The 6,455-nt window shown below is 63.1% G+C and carries 4 protein-coding genes; 2 read left to right on the top strand and 2 right to left on the bottom strand.

What is annotated here, in order from left to right:
* Window positions 1–164 precede the first annotated feature (164 nt).
* Together ACIP1G_RS15535 and ACIP1G_RS15530 are read right to left on the bottom strand one after the other, a co-directional pair.
* Complete coding sequence (locus ACIP1G_RS15535; protein ID WP_400738523.1) at window positions 165–1,418, bottom strand: OprD family porin; 1,254 nt, start codon at window positions 1,416–1,418, stop codon at window positions 165–167.
* Window positions 1,419–1,522: 104 nt separating this feature from the next.
* Entirely contained in the window at window positions 1,523–2,863 is a 1,341-nt protein-coding gene (locus ACIP1G_RS15530; RefSeq protein ID WP_400738520.1) for an MFS transporter, read from the bottom strand.
* 561 nt (window positions 2,864–3,424) lie between these two features.
* Between ACIP1G_RS15530 and mrdA the strand changes: the two genes are divergently transcribed.
* Window positions 3,425–5,323 carry a penicillin-binding protein 2 gene (gene mrdA / locus ACIP1G_RS15525; protein ID WP_400738518.1) on the top strand — a complete coding sequence of 633 codons (1,899 nt, stop codon included), beginning with the start codon at window positions 3,425–3,427 and terminating at the stop codon, window positions 5,321–5,323.
* A 562-nt stretch (window positions 5,324–5,885) separates the two neighbouring features.
* Entirely contained in the window at window positions 5,886–6,446 is a 561-nt protein-coding gene (msuE, locus tag ACIP1G_RS15520) for an FMN reductase (protein WP_400738515.1), read from the top strand.
* Window positions 6,447–6,455: the final 9 nt, after the last annotated feature.

The following is a 6,455-nucleotide window of genomic DNA, read 5'->3' as shown; positions in this document are numbered from 1 at the left end:
CCTACATTGATCGGCGGCGCACACCCATCGGTGGCTCGGCACAGCCCGTCGTAGGAGCGGGTTCACCCGCGAAGAGGCCGGGCCTGCTGGCCAATATCCCTGGCCGTTCACCGTCGCAGCCGCCACCGCATTCGCGGCGGTCCGACGCCTCGATGAACCCGCTCCTACAACGTCAACGGATAGCTGACGATCAAGCGTGTCTGGTCAAAGTCGCTGTTGAAGCTGCGCCGGTTAGTCGCATTGTTCAGGCGGATGTTGAGGTCCTTCAACGCCCCGCTCTGGAAGGTGTAGTTGACCTCGGTATCGCGCTCCCACTCCTTGCCATTGCTGCCGGCTGCCGTGGTGGCGTTCTCGCCATGCCCATAACGCACCATGGCCAACAGCCCCGGCACCCCCAGCGCGGCAAAGTTGTAGTCGTAGCGCACTTGCCACGAGCGCTCGTCGGCGTTGCTGAAGTTGCCGTTGAACATGTCGTTGCCCAAGGTCCGGCCGCTGCTGCCGTACACCGACATCCACTGGCTATCGCCACTGACCTTCTGCAACCCCAGGTACAGCGTGTGGCCACTGCGCGAAGCTGACAACAGCGCATAACCGGTACGGCTCTGGATGTCGCCGATGCGGGCCCGACCATCGTCCCGGTCGATGAAGTAGCCAAGGTTGGCCCCCAGCGTCCACTCCCCCACCCGCTGGCTGTGCAGCAGGTTGAAGTAGCTTTGCTGGTAGATGTCCTCCAGTTGCGAATGCCAGGCACCCACCAGCGTGCGCTGCTGGTTGAAGCGGTACTCGGCGCCAGCATAGTTGAAGCCGTCCGAGGTCATCCCGGGTGCGGCCCAGGCGGAAAGGTCCTGCATGTCGGATGAGTTGCGCAGGCTCACTTCGCGATACTGGCCAGCCTGCAGGCTCAGGCCTTCGATCTCGCGCGAGTCGAGCATCGCGCCGCGGAAGGTTTGCGGCAACAGCCGGCCATCGTCGTAGCGCAGCAGGGGAATATCCGGCAACAGCTCCCCCACCTTCAACTCGGTGGCGGAAATGCGCAGTTTCGCCGCCAGCCCGGCCCGCCCGTAGTCATCAGCCGCCCGCCCATCAGCATGCACCGGCAGCAGCTCGGAGCCGCTGGTACCCCGGCCACTGTCCAGCTTTACGCCGAACATGGCAATGCCGTCCAGGCCAAAACCGACCAGCCCTGGGGTGTAGCCTGAGCTGAACTTGAAGATGAAACCCTGGGCCCATTCTTCAACCTTGCTCTTGGCCGCCCCGGGGTCGCGAAAGTCGCGGTTGAAGTAATAGTTGCGCAGTGTCAGCCCGGCCTTGGCATCTTCGAAGAAGCCACCCTCCTCGGCCCAGGCCGGCAAACCCAGGCCAAGCGTCAGCGAAACCGCCAAGGCTGAACGGGGCAGTGTGCAAGTTGTGTGCATCATTATTATTGTTCTCCGTTTTTTATAGGCGCAGCCGTCCGCCCCAGGCCGTCGTGGGCCCAGGGGCAGCAAGCTGCATTCAGGTTCCCGGCCTGGCCGGGCGGCACTCAGTGGCTCAGGGCATTGCCAGGCAACCCTGGCGTCGGCCTGCTCACGGGGCGCAGCAACAGCAGGCAAGCTGCGGCGAGCACGAACACACTGGCGAACACCCCATACAGGTGCAGGGGTTGCCAGCCACCATCGAGCAACACGCCAGCCACAGTCGGCGACAGAATCGCCCCCATGCGGCCGATGCCAATGCCCCAGCCCACGCCGGTGGCGCGTACCGAGGCGTCATACACCACCGGCGACAAGGCATACAGCCCGGCCACGCAGCCATTGGAGAACAGCCCGATCAGCAGCCCCAGCGCCAGTGCCGCGCTGACCGACGCACCATTGGCCACGAACAGCACCAGTAGCGCTGCGGTGATGAGCATGAACAGCGCCAACATGCGGGTAAGTGGCCAACGCGAAGCCAGGCCACCGATCAGCGCCGCGCCAAGGATGCCGCCAACGCTCAGCAGCACCCCGCCGGTGATGCCTTGCTGGGCCGACAGGCCGGCGGCGACCAGCAGTTTCGGCGTCCAGCTCATGACGAAGTAGAAGCCGAACATGACCAGGAAAAACAGCAACCAGATCACCAGCGTGGTGCGGCGCATGGTCGGCGCCAGCAGTTGCCTGAAACCGCTTGCCGCACCCTCCTCCTTTGCCGCAGGCGATGGCAGTTGTGCCAGCGCTGGCTGGCCGAGGCGCGCTGCCAGGCGGTTGACCCGCGCAAGCGCATTGGCCGGCCGGCGCGCCAGCAGGAAGTCCAGCGACTCCGGCAGCCACAGCAACACCAGCGGGATCACCAGCACGGTGACGATGCCGCCAAACAGGAACACCGAGCGCCAGCCCCAATGCCCAAGCAGCCACACCGCCAGCAAACCGCCCAGGGTCGCGCCCAGGGCATAACCGGTGGACTGCAGGCTGACCGCCAGGCCGCGCCAGCGCTTGCTGGCGTATTCGCTGGCGATCACGTTGCTGCTGGCCAGGATGCCGCCAATTCCCAGGCCGGTCAGGCCGCGCAGCAACGCCAGTTGCAGCGGGCTCTGGCTCAAAGCCGAAAGCAGCATGCCAAGGCCGGACAGCGCCAGGCACAACAGGATCAGCGGGCGTCGACCAAAGCGGTCGGCCCACGGCGCAATGAACAAAGATCCGGCCGCCATGCCGAACAGGCCAGCGCTGAGCAAAAGCCCCACCTGCGCCCCGCTCAGACCCCACTCTGCCGACACCGAAGCGGCGGTGAAGGCCATCACCAGCACGTCGAAGCCGTCGATCATATTGAGGACGATGCAAATACCAATGGCCAGGCACTGGAAACGGCCCATCGGGTCGTTGTCCAGGCGTTGCTTGAGATCAGTATTCATAAGGTCACCTGCCGGTTCACAGGTGAGAGAAACGATGCGCACACACAGGCAAAGCGCAAGGAACCCTGACGGTTCCGTACCCCCGGAAAGCCATTCATGACTGGACCCTTTTTGTAATTGTTGTCGCATACGGCTGGAGGGCTCCGGCCGTTGTCAGGCGCTAATCAATCAGATAATGGATCCACAAACAACAAGCCAAAATCAAACGACCTGAAGAAATGATGGCAATACGATACAAATTTTTCAGATATTTACTTTTTTATCAATTAATTCAATTAGTTATATAATTAGGCTAGACCCTATTTTTCGTTCGTTTATCGCACATGATTGAATTATGGATCCATTGCCCCACCCAAAATCACCCTCGAACCTTTCATGACAGCTCAGCCATGAACAAATCTTCATGTTTCCCGGCAGCGCCCTGATCACGGGACACACAGCCGATAGCAGGGTGCCGCCATTCGCCACTCGCCTTGAGGCCGCGAGTTGTGTTGCGTAGCATCCCCGGCCCGTCCGTGCGCCCGCACGGCCGTGCGCGATACCTGTAGGAAAGAGCCCCTGATGCCGCAACCCATCCCCCTCAAGGACCACGAAAAGGAAAAGAACCTGGTCAACCGCCGGCTCCTGGCCTGCGCCGCCCTGGTCTTCAGCCTGTGTGCCGTGCTGGTGGGTCGGCTTTATGTGCTGCAAGTGCTGCAGCACGACCAGCAGACCGCCGTGTCGGAAAACAACCGCGTGCACGTGCTGCCCATCGCCCCCGAGCGCGGGCTGATCTACGACCGCAACGGCGTGGTGCTGGCCGACAACAAGCCCAGCTTTGACCTGACCATGACCCGCGAACGGGCCGGCGGTGACTCGGCCAATGTGCTCGACACCCTGACGCAGGTGCTGGGCCTTACCGAGGACGACCGCAAGCAGTTCGACAAGGACCTGCGCCGTGGCCGCAAGCCGTTCGAACCGGTGACCCTGATGGTGGGCCTGAGCGAAGAGCAGATTGCCCTGGTGGCGGTGAACCAGTTCCGCCTGCCGGGCCTGGAGGTAGAACCGCAGTTCATCCGCGAGTACCCGCTGGCCGAGCATTTCGCCCATTCGGTGGGCTACGTGGGGCGCATCAACGAGAAAGAAGCCAAGACCCTCGACAGCACCGAATACCGTGGCACCCAGTCCATCGGCAAGACCGGCATCGAGCACTTCTACGAAAGCCAGCTGCACGGCCACGTGGGCTACGAGGAAGTCGAGACCAACGCCCAGGGCCGGGTGATGCGCGTGCTCAACCACAAGGACCCGACCCCAGGCCAGGACATCGTCCTGACCCTGGACGCCCACTTGCAGGTAGCCGCGGAAAAGGCCCTGGGGGATCGGCGTGGCTCGGTGGTGGTGCTGGACCCGGCCAACGGCGATGTACTGGCGATGGTCAGCAACCCCAGCTTCGACCCCAACCTGTTCGTCAAAGGCATCAGTTTCAAGCAGTACGCCGCCCTGCGTGATTCCATCGACCGCCCACTGTTCAACCGCGTGCTGCGCGGCCTGTACGCCCCCGGCTCGACGGTGAAGCCGGAAGTGGCCATCGCCGGCCTCGACAGCGGCGTGATCACCCCCGGCAGCCGGGTGTTCGACCCGGGCTACTACGAGCTGCCCAACTATGACCACAAGTACCGCAACTGGAACCGCAGTGGCGACGGCTGGGTGGACATGTACACCGCAATCATGCGTTCCAACGACACCTATTTCTACGACCTGGCGCACAAGCTGGGCATCGACCGCCTGCACGACTACATGGCCGAGTTCGGCCTGGGCCAGAAGGTGTCGCTGGACATGTTCGAGGAAGCGTCCGGGCTGATGCCGTCTGCCCAGTGGAAACGCGCCACGCGCCGCCAGGCCTGGTTCCCGGGCGAGACGCTGATCCTCGGCATCGGCCAAGGCTATATGCAGGTCACCCCGTTGCAGTTGGCCCAGGCCACCAGCCTGCTGGCGAGCAAGGGCGTGTGGCACCGCCCGCACCTGGCCATGACCGTGGGCGGTGATACGCCGGTCGACCCCAACCCGATGCCCAACATCGTGCTGCACGACAAGCATGCCTGGGACCAGGTCAGCCAAGGCATGCAGATGGTCATGCACGACCCGCGCGGCATTGCCCGTGCTGCAGCAGCCGGTGCGCAGTACCGGATTGCCGGCAAGAGCGGTACCGCGCAGGTGGTGGCGATCAAGCAGGGTGAGCGCTACAACCGCAACAAGACCCTGGAACGGCACCGGGATAACGCCCTGTTCGTCGGCTTTGCCCCGGCTGACCACCCAAGTGTGGTGGTGGCGGTGATGATCGAGAACGGTGAGGCCGGGGGGCGGGTGGCGGGGCCGGTGGTGCGCGAGGTGATGGATGCCTACCTGCTGGATGAGCAGGGACATTTGAAGCCGGAGTATGCGGGTGGGGTAAATGCCGGCCGGAGCGTGCCGCACACTTGAGAGTGTTGGGGCCGCAAAGCGGCCCCAGGCTCTCAATCCCCGTACACCACCCTCCCCGCCATACCCAAGCGCCGCCGGGTCACGCACACCAGCACTTTGATGAATGCCAGGGAGCAACTGGTGACGTTCGTGCAGGGCATTGTCGGCACCGGCAAGCATCCCCAATTATGTGTGCGTTGATACTGTATTTCTGGGGCTCCTGCGCAGCCCATCGCGACACAAGGCCGCTCCTACAGGCGATCGCGACCCTTTGTAGGAGCGGCCTTGCGTGCGATGGGCCGCAAAGCGGCTCCAAAATCTCGAACAGAAAAAAATGGAATAACAATATGAATTCTTATTCTTTTTTTACCATCCCGTAATCCTCTATAACTCTCCCCACTGCACAGCCGCCAACACCCGGCCAAATGTTTGCAGCGCAACACCCGATCAACAGGAAACGCCCACACAGCAACAGCAGCGCAGCCACGAGCATGCGCTAACCCATTGATCTAAAAGAACATAACGACCCGGCACGACGATTGCTCAAGCAAAGTCCCGCTCAACCAGAACCGGAGACCTGCCCATGAGCACCCCACTGAACGTCGTAGCCTTGTCTGGCGGTACTGCCCGCCCTTCACGCACCCTGGCCCTGACCGAGGCGATCCTTGCCGAGCTGGCCGAGCACCTGCACATCAAGCCGCACCTGATCGAGCTGGGCGAAATCGCCCGCCCGCTGGGCAGTGCCCTGTGGCGCAGCGAACTGCCAGAAGCTGTCGAACAGCAGCTGCGCCTGGTAGAAAAAGCCGACCTGCTGGTGGTGGCCACACCGGTGTATCGCGGCAGCTTCACCGGCCACTTCAAGCACCTGTTCGACATGATCGGCCAGGACGCCCTGGTCGACACCCCCGTGTTGCTCGCCGCGACCGGTGGCAGCGAGCGCCATGCGCTGGTACTGGACCACCAGCTGCGCCCGCTGTTCAGCTTCCTGCAGGCTCTGACGCTGCCCATCGGCGTGTTCGCCAGCCAGGCAGAAATGGCCGACTACAGAGTGACCAGCGAGACCCTCGCCGCCCGCATCCGCCTGGCCGCCGAGCGTGCTGTGCCGCTGTTCGGCGCCCACCATGCGCTGCGCAAAAGCGCCTGAGGAGCTGCC

This window comes from Pseudomonas sp. NPDC089392, assembly GCF_044749595.1.
Lineage (GTDB): Bacteria > Pseudomonadota > Gammaproteobacteria > Pseudomonadales > Pseudomonadaceae > Aquipseudomonas.
The sequence above is the reverse complement of the archived record's forward strand: the minus strand, read 5'-3'. Positions and strand labels throughout refer to the sequence as shown.